This window comes from Gordonia alkaliphila (assembly GCF_023017165.1).
GTDB classification, from domain to species: domain Bacteria; phylum Actinomycetota; class Actinomycetes; order Mycobacteriales; family Mycobacteriaceae; genus Gordonia; species Gordonia alkaliphila.
Genome location: NZ_JALKBW010000001.1, coordinates 2,937,109 through 2,962,573 on the forward strand (window position 1 = coordinate 2,937,109; position 25,465 = coordinate 2,962,573).

Consider the following 25,465-nt stretch of genomic DNA (forward strand, 5'->3'; position numbering starts at 1 on the left):
CGACCGCCGTTGACCGCTGTCACGCGCGTGCGTCGATGGCGTCCTGCAGCTCCTGTCCGGACATCTTCTTGCCGCGCAGGGGGTAGACGAACAGGGCCAAGGCTGCGCCGATCGCTGCCGCGGCCGCACCGATGATGAAGCACAGTTTGAAGGCGTCCAGCGTCGGTAGCGGGTGTCCGCCGAGGTCGATGGTGTTGCTGGTCAAGACCACTGCCATCACCGCGCCGGCCAGCGTGGTCCCGACCGAGCGGGCGAGACCGTTGAGGCCCACGCTGGCGGCGGCCTCGGCGGGCGGCACGTTCTCCAGGATCAACGTCGGCATCGCGGCGTAGCCGATGCCCACGCCCGCCGACCCGATGCACGTGGCGATCAACAGCTGCCAGGGCGCGCCGGTGAGGAAGACGGCCAACACGTAGCCGCCGGCGAGTACGAAGCCGCCGAGGGCGAGGGTGCGTCGACCGCCGATGGTGGACAGCAGCTTGCTCGACACCGGTGCGAACACGAGCATCATGAGGCCGCCCGGCGCCATCCAGAGGCCGGTGGCCAGGATCGACTGGCCGAGGCCGAATCCGGTGGCCGCCGGCATTCCCAGGAGCTGCGGGACGACGATGGCCTGGGCCATCATACCGAAGCCGATCAGGACGGCGGCGAGGTTGGTCATCAGCACGGGGCGCTGCGACAGGGTGCGCAGTTCCACCAGCGGATCGTCGCTGCGCATTTCGAACCAGCCCCAGAGCAGCAGCACGGCGACGCCGCCGATCAGCAGGCCGAGGGTCAGGCCGCTGGTCCAATCCCAATCGTTGCCCTTGGAGACGCCGACGAGGAAGGCGACGAGACCAGTCGCCAGGCCGATCGCGCCGAGCCAGTCCAAGGACCCTTCCTGGGCGTCACGCACATGGGGGAGCAGGAACAGCGAGAGCAGTGCCATCACCGCGGCCAGGCCGAGCGAGACCCAGAAGAGTGCGTGCCAGTCGAGCGAGTCGGCGATCCAGGCTGCGAGCGGCAGGCCCAGGGCGCCGCCGACGCCCAGCATGGCGCTGATGGCGGCCACCGCGGTGTTGATCATCCGCACGGGCGCCACTTCGCGCACGAAGCTGATGGCGACCGGGATGTAGCCCATGGCCAGGCCCTGCAGGACGCGGCCGACGAGCATCGGCGCCAGTGAGTCGGAGAGGGCGCAGATGAGGGAACCGACAAGGAGGATGAGGGCCGATGTCACCAGCACCGGCTTCTTGCCGAACAGGTCGGCGAGGCGACCGGCCACCGGCATCGCCACCGCGCCACCGAGCAGGGTGGCGGTGACCACCCAGGAGGCGTTCGACGACGAGGTGCCGAGCAGTTCGGGGAGTTCCACCTGGATGGGGATCACCAGCGACTGCATGAGCGAGGCGAAGAGGCTCGAAAGGCCCAAGACGCCGATGATCAGGATCGGGTTCACCGAGCTGGTGGCGCGCGGGGTCGCGGCCTTGCCGGGGAGATTCACGTAGGTTGTCCTTATCCGCTGTGTGTAAGTTACACAGCTAAATTGTGTAGGTTACACATTGATGGTTCGAGGTAGAACCCAGGAAGGTTCGACGTGACGCAGGACACGGTGGGCGACGATCAGAGTCGTCGGCTTGCGGGGGCTTTGGCCCGAATGGAGACCTATCGGCGGCATCGTCGGGAAGAGGGGGGCATCGGCGCCGCCGACCTTCGATTGCTGTGGCTGCTGGTGGAGTCCGGGCCGCAGACCCTGAGTGAGATCACCGGGGCGCTCGGGCTGGAACGGTCGACGGTGAACCGCCAGGTCAATGCCGCGGTCGATGCCGGACTGCTCGCCAAAGAGCGGGTGCCCCACTCGAGCGCGCACTGCGTTCACCTGACCGAGATCGGGCGGGCCGCGTTCGACGCCGCCGCGCAGCGCGCACTCGACGTGATCGACGAGACGCTGGCGCAGTTGGGGCCGTCGGACGCGGCCGTACTGGTCGACCTCGTGGAAAGGTTCGTTGCCGCCTACGGGCGGCAGATTAGTGGTGCACTGAAGGAATGAACCTCGACGAGTACATGGCCTACGACGCGACGGCTCTGGCCGGATTGGTCTCGGATAAACAGGTGACGCCGGAAGAACTTCTGGAGCTGGCCCGTGCTCGGATACGCGAGGTGAATCCGACGCTCAACGCCGTCGTCATCGAGACCGCCGTCGCCGCCGACCGCCAGGTGGCCGGCGAGCTGTCCGGGCCGTTCGCCGGCGTGCCCTTCCTCATCAAGGATCTGGCGCAGGAATACAAGGGCTACCCGACCACGTCGGGCTCCAAGGCGCTGCGCCACGTGGTGGAATCCCAGAACGCTCTGGTGACCGACCGGTTTCTGCACGCCGGTCTGGTGATCCTGGGTAAGACCAACACTCCCGAACTCGGCGCCAAGGGCATCACCGAATCCGACCTGTGGGGACCGGCGCGTAACCCGTGGGATCCCTCGCGGACCACCGGTGGGTCATCCGGCGGTTCGGCGGCGTCGGTGGCTGCGGGGGTGGTGCCCGCGGCCGGCGCGAACGACGGCGGCGGGTCGATCCGTATTCCGGCGGGCTGCAACGGGCTCGTCGGTCTCAAGCCCAGTCGTGGCCTCGCTCCGTATGGACCGCACACGGGGGAGCCGATGTTCGGCATGGCGGTGCAGGGCGTGGTGACCAGGACCGTGCGGGACACCGCGGGCCTGATCGACGCCATCGTCGGCCCGAATCCACTGGCCGACTACCAATCGGCGCAGCCGGAACGGCCTTTCGCCGAACTGATCGCCGAGGCGCCCGGCCGGCTGCGGATCGGCTACTCCGCCCGGTCCGCGATCAGCGGCGAGGCTTCCACGGATGCGCTCGCCGCCGTCGAGGCGACCGCGGAACTGCTCACCGAACTCGGTCATGACGTGGTGGCCGTCGACCCGCCGTACGACGACAAAGCACTCGCGCAGACGTTCCTGACGATCTGGTTCGCACACCTCGCCGCCGACGTCGCCGACATCAAGGAGCGCACCGGCGCCGGCGATTTCGACTTCGAGGCCGACACCCTGGCGATGGTCGAAGTGGGCAGGGCGAACGGTGCTGTCGCCGCGCTGCGGGCGCTCGGCGAGATCGCCGAATACACCCACGCGATGGAGCGCTTCTACACCGACCACGACTACTTCCTGACTCCGACGATCGCGCAGAAGCCGATCAGGATCGGCGCTCTGGACACTCCGAAGGCCCTGCAGGCGGGTGCTCGTGTGGCGCACCGCGTGCATGGCGGAAAGGCCCTGATCAAGTCCGGAATCATCGACCAGATGATCGAGGAGAACCTCGGCTGGGTGCCGTACACCCAGATGGCGAACCTCACCGGACGGCCCGCGATCAACGTGCCCGTGTACTGGGCCGACGACGGCCTGCCGCTGGGCGTGCAGTTCAACGGGCGGCTCGGGGCCGACGGCGCACTGCTGCAGTTGGCAGCGCAGCTCGAGGCCGCCCGGCCGTGGATCGACCGCTTTCCGGCCCGCCCGACACCGGCGAAGTAGACGGCGAAGCGGTTCCCGCGACCTCCGCGGCCGTCGCCGCTGCCGGCGTCCGGACGCGATGCACCTAGACTCGATGGCAACGATGTCGAGCGGCAAGAGGTGGAGTAGATGAGCGGTGCGATCCGGGTCGGAGTGCTGGGCAGCAAGGGCAAAGTAGGGCAGGCGATCGTCGCCGGCGTCGAGGCCGCCGGGGACACCGACTTCACCGTGGGCGTCGACTTCGGCGACGATCTGACCGCGCTGGTCGAGTCGAAGACTCAGGTGGTCGTCGACTTCACCCATCCCGATGCGGTGATGGACAATCTGAAGTTCCTCATCGACAACGGGATTCACGCTGTTGTCGGCACCACCGGCTTCACCGCCGAGCGCCTCGCGCAGGTCGAGAAGTGGCTGAGCGGGGCGCCGGGTGTCGGCGTCCTGGTCGCGCCGAACTTCGCAATCGGCGCCATCCTGTCCATGTACTTCGCGGAGAAGGCGGCGCCGTACTTCGATTCGGTGGAGATCATCGAGCTGCACCACCCGCACAAGGCCGATGCGCCGTCGGGCACGGCCGGCCGCACCGCCCAGCTCGTGGCCGCCGCCCGCGCCAGGGCCGGTAGCGCGCCCATGCCCGACGCCACCTCCACCGGACTCGAGGGCGCGCGCGGCGCGGACGTCGACGGTGTGCGCGTGCACTCGGTGCGTCTCGCCGGGCTCGTCGCGCACCAGGAGGTCCTCCTGGGCACCCAGGGGGAGACGCTGACCATCCGCCACGACTCGATGGACCGCACCTCGTTCGTCCCCGGCGTGCTGCTCGGCGTGCGCGAGATCGCGGCGCACCCCGGCCTCACGGTGGGACTCGACCAGTTCATGGACCTGTAGCCGATGGCAGCCAAGCAGAAGGATGCCCGGCCGATCGTGCTGATGATCGGCTTCATGGTGGTGGCCATCGTGGTCTACCTCTGGTTGTTGAGCCGCAACGCGGTGCGCCTGATTCAGGCCGGCACGCCGGTGGGCATCGCGCTGGGCGTCGGCGTCTTCCTCCTGCCGGTGGTCGGTATCTGGATTCTGGTGCGGACCCTGCAGGCCGGCATCGAGCACCAGCGGATGGCGGCCGCGGTGGTCGACGCCGGTCGTGAGCTGAAGGTCGACGACCTGCCGCACCGCCCGTCCGGTCGGATCGAGGTCGAGGCCGCGGATGCGCTGTTCGCGCAGGTCAAGGCCGAGTGGGAGGCCGATCCGTCGGACTGGATCAGCACCTTCCGCATCGCCCGCGCCTACGACTACGCCGGCGACCGCAAGCGCGCCCGCGAGATGATGGGCCGCGCCGCGGCCGGCTACCGCGCCGCCCAGCAGGAGAAGCAGGAACAGAGCTGACATGGCCCGCCTGCTGATCGTCCACCACACGCCGTCGCCGCACTGCCAGGCGATGTTCGAGGCGGTGATCGCCGGTGCGGCCGACCCGGACATCGAGGGGGTCGAGGTGGTGCGACGGGCCGCGCTGGCGGTCACGGCCACCGACTTCCTCGAAGCCGACGGCTACCTGCTCGGCACTCCCGCCAACCTGGGTTACATCTCCGGGGCCCTCAAGCACGCCTTCGACGTGAGCTACTACCAGATCCTCGACTCCACGCAGGGGCGCCCGTTCGGCCTGTACCTGCACTCCAACGAGGGTGGCGAGGGAGCAGTGCGGGCCGTCGACTCGATCACCACCGGCTTGGGCTGGACCAAGGCCGCCGACTACCTCATCGTGTCGAACAAGCCGTCCAAGGACGAACTTCAGGCCTGCTGGGAACTGGGCGCCACGGTCGCGGCGCAGCTGATGGCTTAAGGTGCCGACCGCCCGTAGGTCAGTACACTCGGCACCGTGAGCACGACTATCCCCACCCCGTACGAGGATCTGCTGCGTCGGGTGATGGACACCGGTACCGAGAAGGCCGACCGGACGGGAACCGGGACCCGCAGCGTCTTCGGCGCGCAGCTGCGTTTCGACCTGAGCGCGGGCTTCCCGCTGGTGACCACCAAGAAGGTGCACCTCAAGTCGATCGTGTACGAGTTGCTCTGGTTCCTGCGCGGCGACTCCAACGTGCAATGGCTGCAGGACCACGGCGTCACCATCTGGGACGAGTGGGCGTCGCCGGACGGCGAGCTTGGCCCGGTGTACGGCGTGCAGTGGCGCAACTGGCCCACGCCCTCGGGCGAGCACATCGATCAGATCCAGGCCGCCCTCGACCTGCTGCGGACCGACCCCGATTCGCGCCGCAACATGGTCTCGGCGTGGAACGTGGGGGAGATCCCGCAGATGGCGCTCCCACCGTGCCACGCGTTCTTCCAGTTCTATGTGGCCGACGGCAAGCTGAGCTGCCAGCTGTACCAGCGCAGCGCCGACCTGTTCCTCGGCGTGCCCTTCAACATCGCGTCCTACGCGTTGCTCACCCACATGATGGCTCAGCAGGCGGGCCTGGAGGTGGGCGAGTTCATCTGGACCGGCGGCGACTGCCACATCTACGACAACCACGTCGACCAGGTCCGTGAGCAGCTGAGCCGCGAGCCGTTCGCACCGCCGACACTGCGACTGCGCCAGGCGGATTCGATCTTCGATTACCAGTACGACGACATCGAGGTGGTCGACTACACCTCCCACCCCGCCATCAAGGCGCCGGTGGCGGTGTAACGCGACCGAGCCAGAGGAGGACGACCGGACATGGACATCGCATTGGTCTGGGCACAGGATCGGGTGGGCGCCATCGGTCGCCGCGGCGCGATCCCGTGGAGCGTGCCCGAAGACATGGCGCACTTCCGCGAGGCCACCGGCACCGGCGCGGTGATCATGGGGCGCAAGACCTGGGAGTCGTTGCCGGTGCGGTTCCGTCCGCTACCGGGACGACGCAACATCGTCCTCACGCGCTCCGCGACCTACGCCGCCGACGGCGCCGAGGTGTCCAGCGATCTCGCGTCCGCCCTCGATCTGGTGGGCGGGGTGGCGTCGGTGATCGGCGGCGGCGAGATCTACAGCGCCGCAATGGAACACGCCACCCGGCTGCGAGTCACCGAGATCGGCATGCTGGTCGACGGCGCCGATGCCTTCGCGCCCGCGGTGGATCCGGGCACCTGGGAGGAGGCCGCCGCCACCGACTGGCAGCGTTCACGGACCGGCACGCTGTACCGCTTCCTCGAATACCGGCGTATCCACTACCCGGCCGCCGAGGCCCGTGCCCACTGACCTCTCGGCGCCCGCAGCGCGCGCGATTGCGCTTGCGGCACAAGGATTCACCGATCCGGCCCCGACGGGGCCGCCGACGCGAGCGCACTTCAAGCGGGTGCTGGGCCGCACGCGGCTGCTGCAGATGGACTCGGTGAACGTGCTCGCCCGGGCGCACTACCTGCCCGCGTTCAGTCGGCTCGGCGCCTACGACGACCAGCTCCTCGATACCGCAGCCTGGCGGTCGACGGCCCGCGCACCGCGTCTGCTGGCCGAGTACTGGGCGCACGAGGCCGCGCTCATCCCGGTGGACGACTGGCCGCTGTTCGGCTGGCGGATGACCGAGTTCGCAGGCGGCCGCTGGCGCCATGTCCGAGAAGCCTTGGCGCGCAACCCCGCTCTGAAGAACGACGTCCTCGCGGCGATCACCGAGGCCGGCGCGAGCACTCCGCGCAGTCTGGAGACGGCGCTCGGCGTGGACCGGTCCGGCTCCGCACCGGGTTCCTGGTGGCAACGCGGCGAAGTGAAGAACGTCTGCGAGGCGCTGTTCGCCGGCGGCACGCTGTCCGCGGTGCGCGACGACAATTTCGTGCGCCACTACGACCTCGCCGAGCGCGTGGTCGGGGCCGAGCGCGTCGCCGCCGACATTCCCAGAAAGCAGGCGATCGCCGAGCTGGTGCGCCGGGCGGCCGCCGCGCACGGTGTCGCCACCGTCGCCGACCTCGCCGACTACTACCGCCTGGCCACCGCGGACGTGCGCGCCGTGCTCGGCGACCTGCTCGACGACGGCACCCTCACCGCGGTGACCGTCGACGGCTGGAACGAACCGGCCTACCTGCACGCCGACGTGAAGATCCCGCGCCGACCGGCGCGCTCGACCCTGCTGTCGCCGTTCGACCCGCTCGTCTTCTACCGCCCGCGGACGTTTCGGCTCTTCGGCTTTCACTACCGCATCGAGATCTACGTGCCCGCGCACAAACGCGTGCACGGCTACTACGTGCTGCCCTACCTGCACGACGGCCGGCTGCAGGCCCGCGTCGACCTCAAAGCCGATCGCCGCACCGGCGTGCTGCAGGTCTTGGCCGCCCACCACGAGGACGACGCCGATCTCGGCGCCGTCGCCCACGGCCTGGCCGACGACTTGGCCGCACTGGCCCGCTGGCGCGGCCTCGACGCGATCGACGTGCAGCCGTGCGGCGACCTCGCCCCGCTGCTGCGGCAGGCGGTGGCGGCCTGATGGCGCAGCAACCGTCACCGGCGACGCTGGCGCACCTGCGCCGTGCCCGCGACCTGATGGACCGCGACTACGCCCAACCGCTGGACGTGCCGGCGATGGCCGACCGCGCGCTGATGTCGCCGGCGCACTTCTCCCGCGAGTTCAAGGCCGCCTACGGCGAGACGCCCTACGGCTATCTGGTGACCCGCCGGGTGGAACGGGCCATGGCGTTGCTCCGAGCAGGCTCCAGCGTCACCGAGGCCTGCATGGCCGTCGGGTTCTCCTCGCTCGGCTCGTTCAGCAGCCGGTTCACCCAGATCGCGGGGGAGACGCCGTCGTCGTACCGGGCACGCCCGCACCACGGCATGGAAGCCCTGCCGTCGTGCATCACCAAGGTGCTCGCGCGCCCCATGCCCTGGTACTGAGCCACGCGGCGGCAACCGAGCAGGCCGCGGCCGAAACCGAGCAGGATCGGAGAAGCGCAGCGGCCGCGCAGGGTTTTACCGTGGAGGACATGACTACTTCGATCGCCCTCACCGCCACTCCCATCACCGTCGACGACATGGAGGCCGCGCTCGCCTTCTACCGCGACGGCCTCGGACTCGAGGTGAAACTCGACGTCCCCAACGGCGAACTCCGCTGGGTCACCCTGGGCCCGGCCGACGGCGCCGGCGACATCGTGCTGTCCCAACCGGCGGCCGGCCGCTCGCCCGAGGACGCCCTGGCGCTGCATTCCCTGGTCGCCAAGGGCGTGATGGGGCCGTACATCTTCACCGTCGCCGATCTCGATGCCGTCTTCGAGAGCGTCGTCGCGACCGGCGCCGAGGTGCTGTCCGAGCCCGCCGAGCAGCCGTGGGGCCCGCGCGACTGCGCGTTCCGCGACCCGGCCGGGAACATGATCCGGGTCAACGCCGCCTCCTGACGCCGCCCGACCCCCTCCCTGCGGTCCCGCGCGCCCCGCGCGGGGCCGTAGGGTCAGTAGGCGTGAGTCAGATCGAGATCTACGGCCAATGGCACACCCCGCTGCCCGGCGGCACCGCCGCGCACCTCGCGGTCGCGGCGCAAGGGGAGCAGTACGCCGTCCTCTACAACGACGCCGGCCAGTGGGACGCCCTGGCCTTCGCCTACGACGAGGAGTCCGCGCGGCGTGCCGCGCGCCTCATCGAGCACATCATCGCGATGCCCGAACACGCCCGGATCGGCGGCGACGGCGTGCTGTCCGGGGCGGGCACCGACCACGCCGGGGTGGAGTGGGTGACCCCGGACGAGCTGCTCGACGACGAGAACGCCGCCGTCCGGATCGCGGGGCACTCGATGCGGCGCCTGCGCGTGGTGCCCAGCGTCGACGGTGACGTGCTGGGCCTGCTCGACCCGGAGACCGAACCGCACGACCTCGCCGAGTTCGGATCGGTGGCCGCCGCCGACGCCTTCATCTCGGTGATCGACGCCCTGATCCGCAACCCCGCCTACTCCGTGGTCGACGTCAACGACGAGCCGCAGCCATGACCGGCGCACCGTCGTCGCCGCGCCTGCCGCTGGCCGGTGTGCGGGTGCTGGAACTGGGCAGCTACATCGCGGCCCCGTCGGCCGGTCGGCTGCTGGCCGACTTCGGCGCCGAAGTGATCAAGATCGAACGCGAGAGCGGCGACGAACTGCGCAACTGGCGCCTGTACGCCGGCGAGACGTCGATGCTGTTCCGCACCATCAACCGGAACAAGAAGTCGATGGTGCTCGACCTGCGCACCGAGGAGGGCCGCGACGACGTCCGCACCCTCGCCGGACACTGCGACGTGGTGCTGGAGAACTTCCGGCCCGGCACCCTCGAGAAGTGGGGCCTGGGGCCGGAGGAACTCAGCCGCGACAATCCCGAGCTGATCTTGGTGCGGATCTCCGCCTTCGGGCAGACCGGACCGTACGCCGAGCGGCCCGGTTTCGCGGCCGTCGCCGAGGCCTACGGCGGCTTCCGGGAACTGGTCGGCGACCCCGACCGCCCGCCGGTGCGCACCGGCGTGTCCATCGGCGACTCGATCGCCGGACTCTACGGCGCGTTCGGCGCGGTCATGGCGCTGTACGAAGGACTGCGCCGCCGCGACGCCGCCGCCGAGCCGCTGCCGGTGGCCGACCGCGTCGTCGACGTGGCGCTGCACGAGGCCATCTTCTCGATGATGGAGTCGCTGATCCCCGACCTCGGGGCCTACGGCGTGCGCCGCGAACGGACCGGTGGCCGCATGCAGGGCATCGCGCCGTCGAACGCCTACGTGTGCGGCGACGGCTTCTCGGTGGTGATCTCCGGCAATGCCGACGGCATCTTCGGCGGCTACATGCGCGCCATCGGCCGCGCCGATCTGGCCGACGACCCGGGCCTCGCCGACAACGACGGCCGTTGGTACCGGCGCGACGAGATCGACGACGCGATCGGGGCGTGGACCGGCGCGCGGACCCGCGACGAGGTCCTCGCCGCCCTCGACGCGGCGGGCGTGCCGGCCGGGCCGATCTACACCGCCGCCGACATCGTCGCCGACCCGCAATACTCGGCGCGCAACATGATTCAGGAGTTCGACGTCGACACCGGCGCGGCCGAGCCGGTGCGCGTGGGCTTCCCCGGAGTGGTGCCGGTTCTCGGCGGACAGTCGCTGCCGATCCGCTCGCTGGGCCCGGAGATCGGTGAGCACACCGACGAGATCCGGGAGCGATTCCTGTGACGGGCACGGCGCGCTCGACGGTGGTGCGCGACGTGACGCTGCGCGACGGCCTGCAATTGACCGGCGGGCTCCTCGACGTCGACACCAAGGCGGCGCTGGTGCGCACCCTGCTGGCCGCTGGCGTCACCGAACTGGAGATCGGGTCCATGGCGCGCGGCGACCTGGTGCCGCCGATGGCCAACAGCCTGGCACTGATCGAGGCGCTGACCCCGGAGGAACTGGAGCACTGCTGGATCTGGGTGGCCACCCCGCGGCACGTGGCGAAGGCGGCCGCCGCCGGCGCCCGCAACTTCCAGTACTGCTTCTCGGTGTCCGACGCCCACAACCAGGCCAACATCGGCCGCCTCACCGAGGACTCGCTGGCCGCGATGCCGGACGCGGTCGCCCACGCCGAAGCCGTCGGCGGGCGCCTCGAACTGTGCCTGGCCACCGCCTTCACCTGCCCGTTCGACGGCGCCGTCGACCCCGATCGGGTCCTGGAGATCGTCGCCGATCCGCGCACCGCAGGCTCGGTCGACGTGGTGCTGGCCGACACGCTCGGGCAGGCGTACCCGGGCCAGGTGGCCGAACTGTTCGCCGCAGCCGCCCATCCGGCCGGTGAACGGCGCCTGGTGTTCCACGGCCACGACACGTGGGGGATGGGCGTGGCCAATGCCCTCGCCGCGGTCGGGGCGGGTGCCGCGATGGTCGACGGCGCGCTCGGCGGCCTCGGCGGCTGCCCGTTCGCACCGGGCGCCAGCGGCAACACCGCCACCGAGGACCTGCTGTTCGCGCTGCGCCCGGGCTGGCTCACCCCGGCCCGCTTCGGCGCACTCGTCGACGCCGGGAACGGATTGCTCGCCGAACTCGGGGAGACCTCGCGGTCCCGCGCGGCCGAGGGCGCTGCGTCGAACGCCGAGGCCTTCCCGTGGGTCAATCGCACTACCGTGCAGAACCCCGACGGCGCTCTCGGTTAAGGTTCCCGGCATGGCTGACGGACTCACGCACAACGGCAAGACCTACAAGCTGGTCATGTTCGACCTCGACGACACCCTCGCCCCGTCCAAGACGGCGATGGCCGACGAGATGGTCGACCTGTTCCGCGAGATGCTCGCCGCCTCCCTCGGCTGCATCATCTCCGGCGGCCAGATGGGTCAGTTCCAGACCCAGGTGCTCGACCGGCTCGGCGCGTTCGAGCACCGCGGCAACCTGCACCTGATGCCGACCAACGGTACCCGCTACCTGCGCTGGGCGGACCCGGAGTGGGAGACCGTCTACGCCGAAGAGCTGTCCGACGACCAGAAGGCCCGCGCACTCGCCGTGGTCGAGGAAGGCGCCAAGGAACTCGGCCTGTGGGAGAGCAAGACCTGGGGCCCGATCCTGGAGGATCGCGGCAGCCAGATCACCTTCAGCGCGCTGGGCCAGTCGGCGCCCGTCGATGCCAAGACGGCGTGGGATCCGGACGGCCGTAAGAAGGAGTCGCTGCGCGCCTACGCCGCCGAGCGTCTGCCCGACCTGGAGGTTCGCAGCGGCGGCTCCACCTCCGTCGATATCACCGCCAAGGGCATCGACAAGGCGTACGGCGCCCGCCGCCTGATGGAGATCCTCGGCCTGACCACCGACGACATCCTGTTCTTCGGCGACCGTCTCGACGAGGGCGGCAACGACCGCCCCGTGATGGATCTGGGCATCGACTCGATCCCGGTGCACGGCTGGGAAGACACCTACGCCAAGCTCGCGCCCATCGTCCGCGGCGCCTGACACACCTCCAGCACACCGGCAGGCGACCCACAGCGACCGGACAGGAACGGCGCTTAGGGTCACTGGCATGCACCCACGATTTCGCCGCGACCGACCCGCTGCCGCTCCCTCCGATCCGCCGCTCGACGGTGCGCTGACCCGCCGGGGAGTCCTGGCCGGCACCGGCGCTCTCGGGTTGGCCGGGGTCCTCGCCGCCTGCGGCGTCGACCAGAAGTCCGCGCCGGCCGCCTCGTCGGCGACGGGAGTTTCGGGTGCGGACTCCGCCACGACGTCGGCTGCGGGCGGCAGCGGCGACCTGCTGAACGAGTTGCTGGCGCAGGCACCGCAGTGCCCCACCACCGCGGAGGCCACGGAGGGGCCGTACTGGTTCGACGTGGACCGCATCCGCGCCGACATCCGCGAGGACCGCGAGGGCGTCCCGCTGGAACTGGCACTGCGCGTGGTGGATCTGGAGAACTGCCGGGTCGACGGCGACCCGGCGCCGGTGCGCGATGCCGTGGTGGAGATCTGGCACTGCGATGCCGAAGGCAACTACTCGGGTTTCGAGTCGGGAACCGCCGGCGGGCCGCCGGTGGCGGCCGCCGGGTGGCGGGGACCGGCGGGCCCGGCGGAACAGACAGGGACGGAACGGTCTCGGACGGCGCCTACAGTTCCGGAGATCGCGAGTCCACGCCGTCGGATGCCAAGACCTATCTGCGCGGCGCGCAGCCCACCGATGCAGACGGCATCGTGCGGTTCACCAGCATCTATCCGGGCTGGTACCGGGGGCGGACGGTGCACATCCACCTGCGGGTCCATCTGAACAAGACCACCGCCCGCACCAGCCAGCTGTACTTCGACGACGGGCTCAGCGACGAGGTCTTCGCGGCGCACAGCCCGTACGACGGCCATCCGAACCGCGCCACCCGCAACGCGAACGACGGCATCTACGACGCCACCGGACTGCTCAAGGCTGGCCAGTCCGGAGGCACCGTCTATGCCGCGGTGAACCTCGGCATCACTGCAAAGTGACTACTGGGGCGTGACGGCGGCTTCGCTGGTCGCGTCCGACGCGATCATCGCGGTGCGGATCGACTCGATCTCGGCGGTCGACAGCCGCAGGCCCTTGCGCAGGTAGCCGTCGAAGCCGCCGTAGATGCGGTCGACGTGTGCGAACGCGCCGCGCAGCCACGCGACGTCGGCGCCGGTGTTGTTGGCGGTGAAGTCGGCCTCGATGGTCTTCATATCGGCGCCGGCGATCTTCAGCAGCACGGCCGAGCCCCACCCGGTACGGTCGCGGCCGGCGCTGCACTGGATGAGCACCGAGTCGCCGCGCTCGACGGTCGTGGCCACCTGGAGCAGCATGGTCCGGTACGCCTCGCGGGCACCCGGATTGTCGACGAAGGTCCGGTACATGCCGGGGAAATCGGCCGAGCCGGCGAGCGGGGCCAGGGCCATGACGTCGGCCACGACCACCTTGGCGCCGGGCACCGGGCGGTTGGGCTTGAGCTGGCGCTCGAACGACGTGCGCAGATCGACGATGGTGGTCACGTCGCGACGCTGCAGCTCCGCGAGGCCCGCGTTGTTCAGGTTCTGCAGGTCGCCGCTGCGGATCACGCGGTCGGTCAGGGCCTGGCCGTCGGTGTTGGTGTAGCTGCCGAAGGTGCGGGCGTTGTACACGCCGCCCAGGTTCACCCGCTCGGGCGCGGGCACCGCCTGCTGCTTCTGCGGCTGGTTCTGCTGCTGCTCCTGCGGGACGGCGTTCGCGGGCGCGGCGTCGACCAGGAAGGGCGCCAGGCCCAGCGCTGCGGTGACGGCCAGGGTGGCGGCACGGCGGGTGGTGACCGTCGGGAGGGGCTTCATCCAGAGTTGCTCATTTCCGTGAAAAGGTGGGTTATCGATATTGGTCGATGAGTATAGGCAAGCCCGGCCTTGTTTCCGTCGTCGACCGTGACTAATCCAGGAGGATCCCGTGCCCGATCTGGTGGCGCTCAATGTGCAGTTGGTGGCATCGACGACGTTCACCGCCCCGCAGGTGGCGTGGTCCAGTGACACCGACGGCGGCGAGGCGCTGATCGAGTTCGCCGGCCGCGCCTGCTACGAGAGCTGGGACAAGCCGAATCCGCGGACCGCGACCAACGCCGGCTATCTGCGTCATGTGCTGGAGGTGGGGCACACGTCGCTGTTCGAGCATGCGAGCGCGTCCTTCTACATCACCGGCATCTCGCGCTCGTGCACCCACGAGCTGATTCGGCACCGCCATTTCTCGTACTCCCAGCTGTCCCAGCGGTTCGTGCCAGAGCACGACGCCAACGTGGTGCCGCCGCCGGCGATTCGTGGTGACGCCGAACTCGAGGCGCTTTTCCAGGAGGCCACCGACGCGAGCCGCGCCGCCTACAGCGAACTGCTCGGCCGACTGGAAGAGAAGTTCGCGGGCGTGCCCAACGCCATCCTGCGCCGCAAGCAGGCACGCCAGGCCGCACGGTCGGTGCTCCCGAACGCCACCGAGACCCGCATCGTGGTGACCGGCAATTACCGGGCGTGGCGGCACTTCATCGGCATGCGCGCCACCGAGCACGCCGACACCGAGATTCGGGAGCTGGCGGTGGAATGTCTGCGCCAGCTGATCGAGTTGGCGCCCACTGCTTTCGGCGACTTCGAGATCGACGTTCTAGCCGACGGCACAGAGGTCGCCACCTCGCCGTTCCCGTACGAGGGCTGATCGCTGCCGAACCCGCCTGGTGCGGTACCGTGAGCCCCATGAATTCGCCTGCCACCGGGGGAGGGGCTGCACCCTTCGGAACCAACTCCGTCGCCATGGTCACGCCGTTCCGCGCCGACGGGAAGATCGACCTCGATAAGGCCGCTGAACTGGCCGATCAGCTGGTCACCGGCGGCCTCGACGGCCTGGTCGTCTCCGGCACCACCGGGGAGTCGCCGACCACCACCCCGACCGAGAAGAACGATCTGCTGCGGGTAGTCCTGGACGCCGTCGGCGATCGGGCCCGCATCGTGCAGGGCGCCGGCAGCTATGACACCGCCGAGACGGTGCTGCGCGCTCGCGAAGCCGCCGAGATCGGTGCGCACGGCTTGCTGATCGTGACCCCGTACTACTCGCGGCCGCCGCAGCGTGGTCTGCTCGCGCACTTCCGGACCGTCGCCGACGCGACCGATCTGCCCGTGCTGCTCTACGACATTCCGCCGCGGTCGGTGGTGCCGCTGGAGTTCGAGACCATTCTCGCGCTCGCCGAGCACCCCAACATCCGGGGTATCAAGGATGCGAAGGGCGACCTGCACCAGGCCCGCAAGGTGATGGCGCAGACCGACCTGCAGTACCTGAGCGGCGAGGACGCCCTGAACCTGCCGTGGCTGGCCGTCGGTGCGATCGGCTTCGTGAGCGTCATCGGCCACCTGGTGCCGGGCCGGATGGCCGCCCTGCGCGACGCCGTCGCCGCAGGCGATCTGGCGACCGCCCGCAAGCTCAACGACTCGATGGCGCCACTGGTCGAGGCGATGGGCCTCACCGGCGGGGTCACCATGGTCAAGACCGCGCTGCGGATGACCGGGTTCGACGTCGGCGATCCGCGCCTGCCGCAGGTCGCGGCCGATCCAGGTCAGATCGAACAGATCCTGACTCTCCTGCGCCAAGCAGAGGTGGTTTCCTGATGACCGGTCCGGGTCGCTCCCAGCGTCGTCGTTCGTCCCGCAAGGCCGGTCCGCCGGCCGACGCCCCCGCCAAGAAGACGAAGGGCGCGCAGCTGCACCCGGCCGCCGAGGCCGCGACCGGCTCCGGCGTCACCGCCGACCATCTCGAGCGACTGCCTTCGCCGCCGCCGCTCGCCGAGGGCGGACTGCGCATCGTCGCGCTCGGCGGCATCGGCGAGATCGGTCGCAACATGACGGTCTTCGAATACGCCGGTCGCCTCCTGGTGGTGGACTGCGGCGTGCTGTTCCCCGAGGACCAGCAGCCCGGCGTCGACCTGATCCTGCCCGACTTCCGGTACATCGAGGACCGCGTCGACGAGATCGACGCGATCGTGCTCACCCACGGTCACGAGGACCACATCGGCGCGGTGCCGTTCCTCCTCAAGCTACGGTCGGACATCCCGGTGGTCGGCTCGCGCTTCACGCTGGCGCTGGTCGCCGCAAAGTGCCGTGAGCACCGCCTGCGGCCCACGCTGATCGAGGTGCGCGAGGGCGACCGCGCGAGCTATGGCGAGTTCGACTGCGAGTTCTTCGCCGTCAACCACTCGATTCCCGACGCACTGGCCGTCGCGATCCGCACGCCCGCCGGCCTCGTGTTGCACACCGGTGACATCAAGCTCGACCAGTTGCCGCTGGACAACCGCCTCACCGACCTCGGCGGCTTCAGCCGTCTCGGCGACGAAGGCGTCGACCTGTTCCTGGTCGACTCCACCAACGCCGAGGTGCCCGGCTTCGTGACTCCCGAGCGGGAGATCGGCGTGGTGCTCGACGGGGTGATCGGCAAGGCCCGCCAGCGCGTGATCGTGGCGTCGTTCGCCTCGCATGTGCACCGCATCCAGCAGATCGTCGACGTGGCACACCGCTACGGACGCCGCGTCACCTTCGTGGGCCGCTCCATGGTCCGCAACATGGCGATCGCGCAGGACCTGGGCTACCTGCACATCCCCGAGGGCGTCGAGGTGGACATCGACACCGCGGCCACGCTGCCCGACGACAAGGTGGTGCTGGTCAGCACGGGCAGCCAGGGCGAGCCGCTGTCGGCGCTGTCTCGGATGGCGCGCGGCGATCACCGGCAGATCAACATTCGGGCCGACGACCTCGTGGTGCTCGCGTCGTCGTTGATCCCCGGCAACGAGAACTCCGTCTTCGCGGTGGTCAACGGGCTCGCCAAGCGCGGCGCCACGGTGATCACCCAGGCCAGCGCCAAGGTGCACGTCTCCGGCCACGCGTCGGCGGGCGAGCTACTGTACCTGTACAACGCGGTGCGCCCGTCCAATGCCATGCCGGTGCACGGCGAATGGCGGCACCTGCGCGCCAACGCCGCGCTCGCCGAGGCGACCGGTGTGCCCGCCGACCGGATCGTTCTCGCCGAGGACGGCGTGACCGTCGACCTCGTGGACGGCCGCGCACGGATCTCCGGCAAGGTGCCGGTGGGCTTCGTCTACGTCGACGGCCTGTCCGTCGGTGACGTCAGCGAGTCGACGCTGTCGGACCGACTGGTGCTGGGGGAGGGCGGCTTCATCGCCATCACCGTGGCCGTCGACGACCGCACCGGGCGCGCGGTGAGCCGCCCGCAGATCTCCGGCCGCGGTTTCTCCGACGACCCGGACGCGCTGTCGGAGGCCGCCGACCTGGTCGACAAGGCGCTGACCGAGCTGGCCGGGGAGGGCGTCACCGACTCCCACCGCATCGCCCAGGGCATCCGCCGCGTGGTGGGCCGCTGGGTGGCGCAGAAGTACCGTCGCCGTCCGATGATCGTGCCGACGGTCATCGAGGTGCCCGCCGACGACGAGCTGGGCTGACCCCCGATGGGCGTGAACTGGGCGCAGGTGGAACGTCGGGCCATGGTCGAGGCCATGCGCCGCGAAGGGCCGGACGCACCGACGCTGTGTACCGGCTGGGCGACCCGCGATCTCGCGGTGCACCTGTTGCTGCGCGAACGCCGCCCGGATGCCGCCGCCGGCATGTTCCTCCCGCCCCTCGGGGCGTGGACCGGCCGGGTCACGCGGAGCTATGCGGCCCGCGACTACGACGACCTGCTCGACGACGTCGAGTCCGGTCCGCCGTGGTTCTCGCTGTTCGCCCTCCCCGACAAGTACCTCAACCTCGCGGAGATGTTCGTCCACCACGAGGACGTGCTGCGCGGCGGCGCCGATCCGACCGGCCCGTGGACGCCCCGCGAGCTGGCGCCCGGCCTGAGCGCCGCGTTGGAGCGGCCGCTGAAGATGATGGGCCGCATGACGATGGGCAAATCGCCGGCCCGCGTGACACTGCGCACACCGGACGGGCGGGACCTGCTGACCGTCGGTTCCGGCGAGCCGGTCACCGTGGTCGGCACCGTCGGCGAACTGCTGCTGTTCGCGTTCGGTCGTGCGCCGGTCGACGTGGCCTTCCTCGGCGAACCGGCCGCCGTGGCGCTGCTGTCGATGGCGCGCCGCTCCCTGTGATCGCAGCCTGCTTCGCCGCGGTCGTGTCGAAGTTGTGATCCGACGCGCGCTGTTGCGGGTGTTACTGGAGTGACGCTGAGGCACTAGGCTGACAGCCATGGCTTCTCAGGCAAGCGCGCGTAGTCGCACGTCCACTTCCGGTCGTGCGCCGTCGGCCAAGTCCGGTTCGGGCTCCGGCTCCCGTACCTCCGGCCGTGCCGGCACTTCCGAGCGCGCTCGCGGCGGCGAACGTCGACCGCGTACCGCGAACGGACAGCGTGCGGCGACCGGCAACCGCTCCGCTGCGGGTAAGCGGAATGCACGTCCACCGGCGCGGACCAACAAGTCGCAGGAGATGCGGCATCGTCCGTCGGCGGCGGGCACGGTGGGTCGCGGCATCGGTCGCGGCGTGGTCAACACCTGGAACCTGGCTGCGCGCGGTCTCGGCAGTGTCGCCCGCATCGGACTGGCGCCGCAGGTCGACCCGGACGACGAGGACAACGTCGTCGGCCATCAGCGATCCGCGCGGCGCGACGGTGCCGGGCTGGCACTGACACTGCTCGCCGCACTCGTCATCGCCGGCGTGTGGTTCGGGGTTCCGGAGGCCGTCGGCGCCTTCGTCGACGCCCTGGTCCGCTACGGCATCGGCTCGCTGGCCTACCTGCTGCCGGTGGTGCTGCTGGTCATCGCCGTCACGGTGATGCGCCACGGACCCAATCCGGCCCGACGCCTGCGCAATGTGGGCGGCGGCGTGCTGCTCGGCATGTCGGCCCTGGGCCTGACCCATCTGGTGCTGGGCGCACCGACCGAGTCACCGGCGCGCTCGGAGGCCGCGGGCTTCCTCGGTTTCGCCCTCGGGTCGCCGCTCACCCAGGCGATCACCGTCTGGCTGTCGGTCCCGATCATGGTGCTCTGCGGGTTCGCCGGACTCGTCGTGCTCAGCGGCTACTCGGTGCGCGAGCTGATCGACGGCACCTGCTCGTACCTCGGAATCGGTGCCTACCGCCACGGCGCGGCCGACGACTACGACGACGAGTACGACTACGACGAGTACGACGACTACGACGAGGAATTCGAGGCCGCCGAGTTCGACGACGCCGACGCCGACGAGCCGAGCGTGCTCGACGACTTCCCGGCCGATCCTCGCGACACCGATCCCTGCGACGACGATCGTGCGGGCTGGGGCGATCCGTACGAGAACTACCCGCCCGACGAGCGGCGTCGACCGGCGTCGCGCGCCCGCCGCGAGCCCACCCGTAGTGAATCCGCACGCCGTGAACCCTCGCGTCGCGAGCCGGTGACGCGGGCCACCGCACGCACGGACCGTCGCCCGGCTCGCCCCACCGCCGGCGCGACCCGCGACGAGCACATGACCGACCTGTACACCGAGCCGCTGCTGGACACTCCGATCGAGCAGCAGGTCACCGAACCGATCGCGCCCCTGCCTCCGGTACCGCGGCCGCAGCCGAAGCCTGGCGCCCGCAAGCCCGCAGCGCCGCGCCCGACACCGAAGCCGGCCGCTGCACCGCGCCCGGCGGCCTCGGACTCCGGCTACGTGCTCCCGTCCACCGATCTGCTGGTGCACGGCGACCCGCCGAAGCTCGGGAGCTCGGCCAACGACGACATGATCGACCGCCTCAACGGCGTGCTCGAGCAGTTCAAGGTCGACGCCGCGGTGACCGGATACACCCGCGGCCCCACCGTGACGCGCTACGAGGTGGAGCTCGGACCCGCCGTGAAGGTGGAGAAGATCACCCAGCTGCAGCGCAACATCGCGTACGCGGTGGCCACCGACAACGTGCGACTGCTGGCGCCCATTCCCGGCAAGTCGGCGGTGGGCATCGAGGTGCCCAACGCCGACCGCGAGATGGTGCGCCTGGCCGACGTGCTCACCGACGCGGAGGTCGAAGCCGACACCCATCCGATGGTGATCGGACTCGGCAAGGACATCGAGGGCGACTTCGTCAGCGCCAACCTGGCGAAGATGCCGCACCTGCTGGTGGCCGGTTCCACCGGTTCGGGCAAGTCGAGCTTCGTGAACTCGATGCTGGTGTCGCTGCTGACGCGCGCCACCCCCGAACAGGTCCGATTGATCCTGATCGACCCGAAGATGGTGGAGCTCACCCCGTACGAGGGGGTGCCGCACCTGATCACGCCGATCATCACCGAGCCGAAGAAGGCCGCGTCCGCACTGGCCTGGCTGGTGGAGGAGATGGAGCAGCGCTACCAGGACATGAAGGCCTCGCGCGTGCGGCACATCAACGACTTCAACGAGAAGGTGCGCACCGGCGAGATCACCACGCCGCTGGGCTCCGAGCGCGAATACAAGCCGTATCCGTACATCCTGGCCGTGGTCGACGAGCTCGCCGACCTGATGATGACCGCACCGCGCGACGTGGAGGACGCGATCGTGCGGATCACCCAGAAGGCGCGTGCGGCCGGCATCCACCTGGTGCTGGCCACGCAGCGGCCCTCGGTGGACGTAGTGACCGGTCTGATCAAGACCAACGTGCCGTCCCGCCTCGCCTTCGCCACCAGTTCGCTCACCGACTCGCGCGTCATCCTGGACCAGCCGGGCGCGGAGAAGCTGATCGGCATGGGCGACGGTCTGTTCCTGCCGATGGGCGCGAACAAGCCGATCCGCATGCAGGGCGCGTTCATCACCGACGAGGAGATCAACGACGTCGTCGAGGCCGCCAAGGAGCAGTCCGAGCCCGAGTTCGTCGAGGGTGTGACCGCGGCCAAGGCCGGGGACAAGAAGGACATCGACGCCGACATCGGCAACGACCTCGACGACCTGCTGCAGGCGATCGAGCTGGTGGTGTCCAGCCAGTTCGGCTCGACGTCCATGCTGCAGCGCAAGTTGCGGGTCGGCTTCGCCAAGGCGGGCCGGCTGATGGACCTGATGGAGACGCGCGGCGTGGTGGGACCCAGCGAAGGCTCCAAGGCCCGCGAGGTCCTGGTCAAGCCCGAGGACCTGGCCGGCGTGATCGCGTCGATCACCGGCGGCGGCAGTGGCGACGACGAGGAACCGCCCTTCTGATTCGGTCGAGACCGGCGGAAAGAGTACGATCGGACTAACGATCAGGAGGGGAGTATCCCCCCGACGGCGATCTCGTCAATACGACGGCGCCGCGCCGGTGTGCCGATCACACCGGGGCAGCGCAGTCCGGGACGTCGGTCCGCTCCGCGGATGGGAGAGACCTCCAGCATCGCTTCCTTTGTGACGCGCGCTGGAGGTTCAACGACCGTGGATGTTTCCTTACTCACCTGGGTGATCACCTGTGTGGTGATCCTCGGGCTCTTCGTCTTCGACTTCTTCTCGCACGTGCGGGTGCCGCATGAGCCCACGCTGCGCGAGTCGGGTTTCTGGTCGACGGTCTACGTCGGCATCGCTCTGGCCTTCGGCGGCTTCGTCTGGTGGAAGTGGGGCGGCACGTTCGGCGGCGAGTACTACGCCGGTTACGTGACCGAGAAGGCGTTGTCGGTGGACAACCTCTTCGTCTTCGTGGTGATCATGACCAAGTTCATGGTGCCGCGGATCTACCAGCAGAAGGTCCTGCTGCTGGGCATCGTGATGGCGCTGGTGATGCGCGCCGGCTTCATCGCGGTCGGTGCGGCCGCGATCTCCGCGTACAGCTGGGTCTTCTACATCTTCGGTCTGTTCCTGCTGTTGACCGCCGTGAAGCTGGTCTCCGAGAGCGGCGAGCCGGTGGAGCACGAGCGGGAACGCGAGGGCCGCATCGAGCGCTTCGCCAAGCGCTTCCTGCGGACCACCGACACCTACGACGGCGACAAGCTGTTCACCAAGATCGACGGCAAGTCCATGGCCACGCCGCTGCTGATCGTGCTGATCGTCATCGGCTTCACCGACGTGCTCTTCGCCCTGGACTCGATCCCGGCGATCTACGGCCTCACCCAGGAGCCGTACCTGGTGTTCACCGCCAACGCCTTCGCGCTGATGGGTCTGCGTCAGCTGTACTTCCTGCTCGGCGGCCTGCTCGACAAGCTGATCTACCTGTCCTACGGACTGTCGCTGATCCTCGCGTTCATCGGTGTGAAGCTGGTGCTGCACGCGCTGCACGAGAACACGCTGAGCTTCATCAACGGCGGCCAGCCGGTGTCGGTCCCGGAGATCAGCACCGCGATGAGCCTCGGGTTCATCGGTGTGACGCTGGTGGTGACCACCGTCGCCAGCCTCGTGGTCAGCCGCCGAAGGGCCCGAAAACTTCCATCCACTCGGTGATCCGCACGGCGTCGATGGCGCCGGCTTCGGCGAACGGGTCCTGCGCCACGAGCTGCGCAGCGGCCCGTTCGTCGTCAGCGGCGACGATCAGGACCGCGCCGCTCCCGTCGGTGTAGGGACCGACCAGCAGGATGTCGCCGGCCTCGTAGCGGTCCTGCAGCCACTGCCGGTGGCGGGGACGGTGTTCGTCGCGCACAGCCAGCCGGTCGGCGCCATAGGTGTATTCGATTGCGAACTTAGCCATGCGCCGACGATAGCCGGGCGCGGATCGGGCCCGCTCAGAGGATGACGAGCATGCGGGTGTTGCCCAGCGTATTGGGCTTCACGAAGCTCAGGTCCAGGAACTCGGCCACACCGGTGTCGTACGAGCGGCACATCTCCTCGTACACCTCATGGGTCACCGGAGTGCCCTCGATCTCGGTGAAACCGTGACGCCCGAAGAACTCGGTTTCGAAGGTCAGCACGAAGACCCGAGCCAGCTCCAGTTCCCGCGCCACCTCGAGCAGGCGGGCGACGAGGTGGTGGCCGACCCCGCGACCGGCGGCGGCCGGATCCACGGCGACCGTGCGGACCTCGCCGAGGTCGTCCCACATCACATGGAGGGCGCCGCAGCCGACCACGACGCCGTCGATCTCGGCGACCCAGAACTCCTGCACCGACTCGTACAGGGTCACCAGATTCTTGCCGAGCAGGATCCGTCCGGCGTAGATGTCGATGAGTTCCTTGATGCGCACCACGTCCGACGTCCGGGCTCGGCGCACCAGCGGTCCGCTCGTCTCGGCGGCGTGCGGAAGGGCGTGCGGAATCGACATGGAACAACACAATAGTCGCGTCCGGGCATCCCCCGGCGCGCGGCACGAACGCGGGCCGATAGGCTGGCGTGGTGACCGACCCTCATCCGCAGGCGCAGACACCGCTGCCCACGGTTCCCGTGCTCAACGTGGCCAACGGGTTGACGGTCTTCCGCATCGTGCTGGTGCCGGTCTTTCTCGTGGTGCTCTTCGTGGCCGACGGCACCGAGACCGCCTGGCGCATCGCGGCCTTCGTGATCTTCGCCGTCGCCGCGATCACCGATCAGATCGACGGTAGGATCGCCCGGTCCTGGGGACTGGTCACCGATTTCGGCAAACTGGCCGATCCGATCGCCGACAAAGCCCTGATCGGTGCGGCCCTGCTCGGGCTGTCGATCCTGGGTGTGGTGCCGTGGTGGGTCACCGCGGTGATCCTGGTCCGCGAGGTGGGCGTGACCCTCCTGCGGTTCTGGGTGGTGCGGCACGGAGTGATCGCGGCCAGCCAGGGCGGCAAACTCAAGACCCTGCTGCAGTCGGTGGGCTGTGGTCTGCTGGTGCTGCCGCTGAGCGGGGTGGCCGCCGACATGGCGCTGTGGATCCTGTACGCCGCCGTGGCGGTCACCGTCGTGACCGGGCTCGACTACGTGTGGCGTGCGACGGTGCTGCGGCGCACGGCCTCGGTTTCGGAGTAGGCGGCACGCGGCTTCTCCGGTGACGCGGGGCCGAAATTCCGCTAATGTCGACTGCACATACGGCACGGCACACACGAAGACGAATGCACTGCGAGAAGGAGTGGTCGTTGGCTTTACTGCTGCGGGAGGCGCTCGGTGACGAATTGCGCCGGCTTCGGACCGATCAGGGTCGCACCCTGCGCGAGGTCTCGACCTCGGCGCGGGTGTCGCTCGGGTACCTGTCCGAGCTGGAACGCGGCCAGAAGGAAGCCTCCAGCGAGTTGCTCGCCGCGATCTGTGTGGCCCTCGAGGTCCCGGTCGGGGCAGTGCTGACCGAAGTCGGCCGCTCGATGACCCCGCCGGTCATCGAAGTGCTGCCGACCGACCAGGTCGCCGCAGGCACCGCCCTCGCCGCTGCCTGACCGTGGTGGTGCAGTATGGCCCAGAAACGATGAACACCCGACCGACAATCGCTTGACCAGCAAGGGGATCTGACGAAAATGGCTAATCCGTTCGTGAAGCTGTGGCGCTACCTGACCGCCTGGGGCAATGACACGATCGATCAGCGCGCCGACCCGCGGATCCAGATCGAGCAGGCCATCGGCGACGCGCAGCGTCAGCACGAGGCGCTGTCCAAGCAAGCTGCCGCCGTCATCGGCAATCAGCGCCAGGTCGAGATGCGGCTCAACCGCCAGCTGGAGAAGATCGAGCAGCTGCAGGGCAACGTCCGTCAGGCGCTGACGCTCGCCGATCAGGCCGCCAGTGCCGGCGACGCGCGCAAGACCACCGAGTACACCAACGCCGCCGAGGCCTTCGCCGCACAGCTGGTGACCGCCGAGCAGAGCGTGGAAGACCTGAAGGTGCTGCACGACCAGTCGCTGAACGCGGCGGGTTCGGCCAAGCAGGCCGTCGAACGCAACGCGGTGATCCTCAAGGGCAAGCTCGACGAGCGCACCAAGCTGCTCGGCCAGCTGGAGCAGGCCAAGATGCAGGAGCAGGTCAGTGCCTCGCTGAACCAGATGAGCGAGCTGACCGCGCCGGGCAACACCCCGAGCCTGGATCAGGTGCGCGAGAAGATCGAGCGTCGCTACGCCAACGCCCTCGGTTCGGCCGAGCTCGCCCAGGATTCGGTGAGCGGCCGGATGATCGAGGTGGAGCAGGCCAGCGTGCAGATGGCCGGTCACGCCCGCCTGGAGCAGATCCGCGCGAGCATGGGCCTGCCCGCCGGACACTCGCAGCCGCAGGCCGATCCCGAGCAGCAGGGTCAGGCCGGCAACTGAGTCGTATCG

The 25,465-nt window shown here is 69.5% G+C and carries 29 protein-coding genes; 25 read left to right on the forward strand and 4 right to left on the reverse strand.

Going from position 1 to position 25,465, the window contains the following annotated elements:
* Nucleotides 1-19 precede the first annotated feature (19 nt).
* On the reverse strand, nucleotides 20-1,483 hold the full coding sequence (locus MUG78_RS13320; RefSeq protein WP_372493234.1) for an MFS transporter: 1,464 nt from the start codon (nucleotides 1,481-1,483) through the stop codon (nucleotides 20-22).
* Between the two features lie 93 nt (nucleotides 1,484-1,576).
* Here MUG78_RS13320 and MUG78_RS13325 point away from each other — a divergent pair, with 93 nt between their 5' ends.
* The 16 genes from MUG78_RS13325 (at nucleotide 1,577) to MUG78_RS18320 (ending at nucleotide 13,369) form a co-directional block, all read left to right on the forward strand.
* Nucleotides 1,577-2,029 (forward strand): MarR family winged helix-turn-helix transcriptional regulator, encoded by a 453-nt coding sequence (locus MUG78_RS13325; protein WP_246995535.1) that lies wholly within the window; start codon nucleotides 1,577-1,579, stop codon nucleotides 2,027-2,029.
* On the forward strand, nucleotides 2,026-3,519 hold the full coding sequence (locus MUG78_RS13330) for an amidase (RefSeq protein ID WP_246995537.1): 1,494 nt from the start codon (nucleotides 2,026-2,028) through the stop codon (nucleotides 3,517-3,519). Before MUG78_RS13325 ends, MUG78_RS13330 begins: the two co-directional genes overlap by 4 nt.
* A gap of 108 nt (nucleotides 3,520-3,627) precedes the next feature.
* Entirely contained in the window at nucleotides 3,628-4,380 is a 753-nt protein-coding gene (gene dapB, locus MUG78_RS13335) for a 4-hydroxy-tetrahydrodipicolinate reductase (protein ID WP_246995540.1), read from the forward strand.
* A gap of 3 nt (nucleotides 4,381-4,383) precedes the next feature.
* Nucleotides 4,384-4,875: a hypothetical protein gene (locus MUG78_RS13340; protein WP_246995542.1), complete on the forward strand. Its 492-nt coding sequence runs from the start codon at nucleotides 4,384-4,386 to the stop codon at nucleotides 4,873-4,875.
* Between the two features lies 1 nt (nucleotide 4,876).
* Complete coding sequence (locus MUG78_RS13345; RefSeq protein WP_246995544.1) at nucleotides 4,877-5,329, forward strand: flavodoxin family protein; 453 nt, start codon at nucleotides 4,877-4,879, stop codon at nucleotides 5,327-5,329.
* Nucleotides 5,330-5,365: 36 nt separating this feature from the next.
* Nucleotides 5,366-6,172 carry a thymidylate synthase gene (locus MUG78_RS13350; RefSeq protein WP_308221361.1) on the forward strand — a complete coding sequence of 269 codons (807 nt, stop codon included), beginning with the start codon at nucleotides 5,366-5,368 and terminating at the stop codon, nucleotides 6,170-6,172.
* A 30-nt stretch (nucleotides 6,173-6,202) separates the two neighbouring features.
* On the forward strand, nucleotides 6,203-6,721 hold the full coding sequence (locus MUG78_RS13355) for a dihydrofolate reductase (protein WP_246995546.1): 519 nt from the start codon (nucleotides 6,203-6,205) through the stop codon (nucleotides 6,719-6,721).
* Nucleotides 6,711-7,937: a winged helix-turn-helix domain-containing protein gene (locus MUG78_RS13360; RefSeq protein WP_246995548.1), complete on the forward strand. Its 1,227-nt coding sequence runs from the start codon at nucleotides 6,711-6,713 to the stop codon at nucleotides 7,935-7,937. The genes MUG78_RS13355 and MUG78_RS13360 overlap by 11 nt, the downstream gene beginning before the upstream one ends.
* Nucleotides 7,937-8,341 (forward strand): helix-turn-helix domain-containing protein, encoded by a 405-nt coding sequence (locus MUG78_RS13365; protein ID WP_246995550.1) that lies wholly within the window; start codon nucleotides 7,937-7,939, stop codon nucleotides 8,339-8,341. Before MUG78_RS13360 ends, MUG78_RS13365 begins: the two co-directional genes overlap by 1 nt.
* 89 nt (nucleotides 8,342-8,430) lie before the next feature.
* A complete protein-coding gene (locus MUG78_RS13370) occupies nucleotides 8,431-8,838 on the forward strand; it encodes a VOC family protein (RefSeq protein ID WP_246995552.1) in 408 nt (135 codons plus the stop codon).
* Between the two features lie 62 nt (nucleotides 8,839-8,900).
* A complete protein-coding gene (locus MUG78_RS13375) occupies nucleotides 8,901-9,422 on the forward strand; it encodes a hypothetical protein (protein WP_246995553.1) in 522 nt (173 codons plus the stop codon).
* Nucleotides 9,419-10,618: a CaiB/BaiF CoA transferase family protein gene (locus MUG78_RS13380; protein ID WP_246995555.1), complete on the forward strand. Its 1,200-nt coding sequence runs from the start codon at nucleotides 9,419-9,421 to the stop codon at nucleotides 10,616-10,618. Before MUG78_RS13375 ends, MUG78_RS13380 begins: the two co-directional genes overlap by 4 nt.
* On the forward strand, nucleotides 10,615-11,574 hold the full coding sequence (locus tag MUG78_RS13385) for a hydroxymethylglutaryl-CoA lyase-like TIM-barrel protein (protein ID WP_246995557.1): 960 nt from the start codon (nucleotides 10,615-10,617) through the stop codon (nucleotides 11,572-11,574). Before MUG78_RS13380 ends, MUG78_RS13385 begins: the two co-directional genes overlap by 4 nt.
* Before the next feature lie 10 nt (nucleotides 11,575-11,584).
* Nucleotides 11,585-12,358: an HAD-IIB family hydrolase gene (locus MUG78_RS13390; RefSeq protein ID WP_246995558.1), complete on the forward strand. Its 774-nt coding sequence runs from the start codon at nucleotides 11,585-11,587 to the stop codon at nucleotides 12,356-12,358.
* A gap of 67 nt (nucleotides 12,359-12,425) precedes the next feature.
* Nucleotides 12,426-13,160, forward strand: coding sequence for a peptidase associated/transthyretin-like domain-containing protein (locus tag MUG78_RS13395; RefSeq protein WP_308221362.1), 735 nt, complete (start codon nucleotides 12,426-12,428; stop codon nucleotides 13,158-13,160).
* Nucleotides 13,133-13,369 (forward strand): peptidase associated/transthyretin-like domain-containing protein, encoded by a 237-nt coding sequence (locus MUG78_RS18320; protein ID WP_308221363.1) that lies wholly within the window; start codon nucleotides 13,133-13,135, stop codon nucleotides 13,367-13,369. The genes MUG78_RS13395 and MUG78_RS18320 overlap by 28 nt, the downstream gene beginning before the upstream one ends.
* On the opposite strand, the gene MUG78_RS13400 is transcribed toward MUG78_RS18320, so the two are convergent.
* A complete protein-coding gene (locus MUG78_RS13400) occupies nucleotides 13,370-14,200 on the reverse strand; it encodes a tyrosine-protein phosphatase (protein WP_246995560.1) in 831 nt (276 codons plus the stop codon).
* A 109-nt stretch (nucleotides 14,201-14,309) separates the two neighbouring features.
* On the opposite strand from MUG78_RS13400, the gene thyX reads away from it, so the two are divergent.
* From thyX to MUG78_RS13430, 6 genes are all read left to right on the forward strand, one after another.
* Nucleotides 14,310-15,059 carry an FAD-dependent thymidylate synthase gene (gene thyX, locus MUG78_RS13405; protein ID WP_246995562.1) on the forward strand — a complete coding sequence of 250 codons (750 nt, stop codon included), beginning with the start codon at nucleotides 14,310-14,312 and terminating at the stop codon, nucleotides 15,057-15,059.
* 38 nt (nucleotides 15,060-15,097) lie between these two features.
* Entirely contained in the window at nucleotides 15,098-16,003 is a 906-nt protein-coding gene (gene dapA, locus MUG78_RS13410) for a 4-hydroxy-tetrahydrodipicolinate synthase (RefSeq protein WP_246995564.1), read from the forward strand.
* Nucleotides 16,003-17,844, forward strand: coding sequence for a ribonuclease J (locus tag MUG78_RS13415; protein WP_246995566.1), 1,842 nt, complete (start codon nucleotides 16,003-16,005; stop codon nucleotides 17,842-17,844). Before dapA ends, MUG78_RS13415 begins: the two co-directional genes overlap by 1 nt.
* Before the next feature lie 12 nt (nucleotides 17,845-17,856).
* Complete coding sequence (locus MUG78_RS13420) at nucleotides 17,857-18,489, forward strand: TIGR03085 family metal-binding protein (protein ID WP_246997042.1); 633 nt, start codon at nucleotides 17,857-17,859, stop codon at nucleotides 18,487-18,489.
* Nucleotides 18,490-18,586: 97 nt separating this feature from the next.
* A complete protein-coding gene (locus tag MUG78_RS13425) occupies nucleotides 18,587-21,511 on the forward strand; it encodes an FtsK/SpoIIIE family DNA translocase (protein ID WP_246995568.1) in 2,925 nt (974 codons plus the stop codon).
* A gap of 207 nt (nucleotides 21,512-21,718) precedes the next feature.
* Nucleotides 21,719-22,714 carry a TerC family protein gene (locus MUG78_RS13430; protein ID WP_246995570.1) on the forward strand — a complete coding sequence of 332 codons (996 nt, stop codon included), beginning with the start codon at nucleotides 21,719-21,721 and terminating at the stop codon, nucleotides 22,712-22,714.
* Here MUG78_RS13430 and MUG78_RS13435 read toward each other — a convergent pair.
* Nucleotides 22,674-22,958, reverse strand: coding sequence for a YciI family protein (locus MUG78_RS13435; RefSeq protein ID WP_246995572.1), 285 nt, complete (start codon nucleotides 22,956-22,958; stop codon nucleotides 22,674-22,676). The genes MUG78_RS13430 and MUG78_RS13435 overlap by 41 nt on opposite strands.
* 34 nt (nucleotides 22,959-22,992) lie before the next feature.
* A complete protein-coding gene (locus MUG78_RS13440; protein WP_246995573.1) occupies nucleotides 22,993-23,526 on the reverse strand; it encodes an amino-acid N-acetyltransferase in 534 nt (177 codons plus the stop codon).
* Between the two features lie 71 nt (nucleotides 23,527-23,597).
* On the opposite strand from MUG78_RS13440, the gene pgsA reads away from it, so the two are divergent.
* The 3 genes from pgsA (at nucleotide 23,598) to MUG78_RS13455 (ending at nucleotide 25,456) form a co-directional block, all read left to right on the forward strand.
* The gene (gene pgsA / locus MUG78_RS13445; protein WP_246995575.1) at nucleotides 23,598-24,197 is read left to right on the forward strand and encodes a CDP-diacylglycerol--glycerol-3-phosphate 3-phosphatidyltransferase; all 600 of its coding nucleotides are present in this window, start codon (nucleotides 23,598-23,600) and stop codon (nucleotides 24,195-24,197) included.
* A 107-nt stretch (nucleotides 24,198-24,304) separates the two neighbouring features.
* Nucleotides 24,305-24,598, forward strand: coding sequence for a helix-turn-helix domain-containing protein (locus tag MUG78_RS13450; RefSeq protein WP_246995577.1), 294 nt, complete (start codon nucleotides 24,305-24,307; stop codon nucleotides 24,596-24,598).
* A gap of 78 nt (nucleotides 24,599-24,676) precedes the next feature.
* Nucleotides 24,677-25,456, forward strand: a complete 780-nt coding sequence (locus MUG78_RS13455; RefSeq protein ID WP_246995579.1) for a PspA/IM30 family protein — start codon at nucleotides 24,677-24,679, stop codon at nucleotides 25,454-25,456.
* Nucleotides 25,457-25,465 lie beyond the last annotated feature (9 nt).

Coding starts and splice junctions, on each gene's coding strand:
- dapA (WP_246995564.1), top strand. CDS start 15,098: ATGAATTCGCCTGCCACCGGGGGAGGGGCTGCACCCTTCGGAACCAAC.
- MUG78_RS13390 (WP_246995558.1), top strand. CDS start 11,585: ATGGCTGACGGACTCACGCACAACGGCAAGACCTACAAGCTGGTCATG.
- MUG78_RS13330 (WP_246995537.1), top strand. CDS start 2,026: ATGAACCTCGACGAGTACATGGCCTACGACGCGACGGCTCTGGCCGGA.
- MUG78_RS13400 (WP_246995560.1), bottom strand. CDS start 14,200: ATGAAGCCCCTCCCGACGGTCACCACCCGCCGTGCCGCCACCCTGGCC.
- MUG78_RS13355 (WP_246995546.1), top strand. CDS start 6,203: ATGGACATCGCATTGGTCTGGGCACAGGATCGGGTGGGCGCCATCGGT.
- MUG78_RS13380 (WP_246995555.1), top strand. CDS start 9,419: ATGACCGGCGCACCGTCGTCGCCGCGCCTGCCGCTGGCCGGTGTGCGG.
- MUG78_RS13440 (WP_246995573.1), bottom strand. CDS start 23,526: ATGTCGATTCCGCACGCCCTTCCGCACGCCGCCGAGACGAGCGGACCG.
- MUG78_RS13425 (WP_246995568.1), top strand. CDS start 18,587: ATGGCTTCTCAGGCAAGCGCGCGTAGTCGCACGTCCACTTCCGGTCGT.
- MUG78_RS13345 (WP_246995544.1), top strand. CDS start 4,877: ATGGCCCGCCTGCTGATCGTCCACCACACGCCGTCGCCGCACTGCCAG.
- MUG78_RS13435 (WP_246995572.1), bottom strand. CDS start 22,958: ATGGCTAAGTTCGCAATCGAATACACCTATGGCGCCGACCGGCTGGCT.
- MUG78_RS13455 (WP_246995579.1), top strand. CDS start 24,677: ATGGCTAATCCGTTCGTGAAGCTGTGGCGCTACCTGACCGCCTGGGGC.
- MUG78_RS13395 (WP_308221362.1), top strand. CDS start 12,426: ATGCACCCACGATTTCGCCGCGACCGACCCGCTGCCGCTCCCTCCGAT.
- dapB (WP_246995540.1), top strand. CDS start 3,628: ATGAGCGGTGCGATCCGGGTCGGAGTGCTGGGCAGCAAGGGCAAAGTA.
- MUG78_RS13365 (WP_246995550.1), top strand. CDS start 7,937: ATGGCGCAGCAACCGTCACCGGCGACGCTGGCGCACCTGCGCCGTGCC.
- MUG78_RS13340 (WP_246995542.1), top strand. CDS start 4,384: ATGGCAGCCAAGCAGAAGGATGCCCGGCCGATCGTGCTGATGATCGGC.
- MUG78_RS13415 (WP_246995566.1), top strand. CDS start 16,003: ATGACCGGTCCGGGTCGCTCCCAGCGTCGTCGTTCGTCCCGCAAGGCC.
- MUG78_RS13370 (WP_246995552.1), top strand. CDS start 8,431: ATGACTACTTCGATCGCCCTCACCGCCACTCCCATCACCGTCGACGAC.